Below are 416 nucleotides of genomic sequence, written 5' to 3' on the forward strand. Positions count from 1 at the left end.
GGCGCGCCCAGACGAGGCCCCAGACCCGTGCCAAGTGACGCACCGGACGCCTGGTGGCTGGCGGAGCTGGCCCGCGAGCTGAAGATGCCCGTCGTCACCCTCTACGGCTGGATTCGACGCGGGTGGCTCAAGAGTCAGAGCGTCAAGGGTCAGCGTGTCGCCTACGCAGATCGCAAGGAACTGGTGCGTCTGCGCAAGCTTCGGGAGCAGCAACTCCGCTTCCGCCCTGCGACCCGGGCCCGGGGAAAGGAAGCGTGACTGGAGGTGCACCATGCATGGTCGAAGACTTCCAATCTGGCGTTCTCGGAGTGGACGGGCATCTTCCCCAACGGCGCGTGCGCCACCGCGCTCATCGACCGCATCATCCACCACGCCGACATCATCACCATTGAAGGGCAGAGCTATCGGCGCAGAGC

Annotated in this window: 2 protein-coding genes; both read left to right on the plus strand. The window is 65.9% G+C overall.

Annotated features, from left to right (window positions below; translation table 11 throughout):
• Positions 1 to 258 (plus strand): hypothetical protein (locus HV824_RS36535; RefSeq protein ID WP_217918070.1); only part of this gene is annotated, 258 nt, incomplete at its 5' end.
• A 6-nt stretch (positions 259 to 264) separates the two neighbouring features.
• Positions 265 to 416 (plus strand): ATP-binding protein (locus HV824_RS36540; protein ID WP_368738149.1); only part of this gene is annotated, 152 nt, incomplete at its 3' end.

It is taken from the genome of Myxococcus sp. AM009, from assembly GCF_013372605.1.
Taxonomy (GTDB): Bacteria; Myxococcota; Myxococcia; order Myxococcales; family Myxococcaceae; genus Myxococcus; species Myxococcus vastator.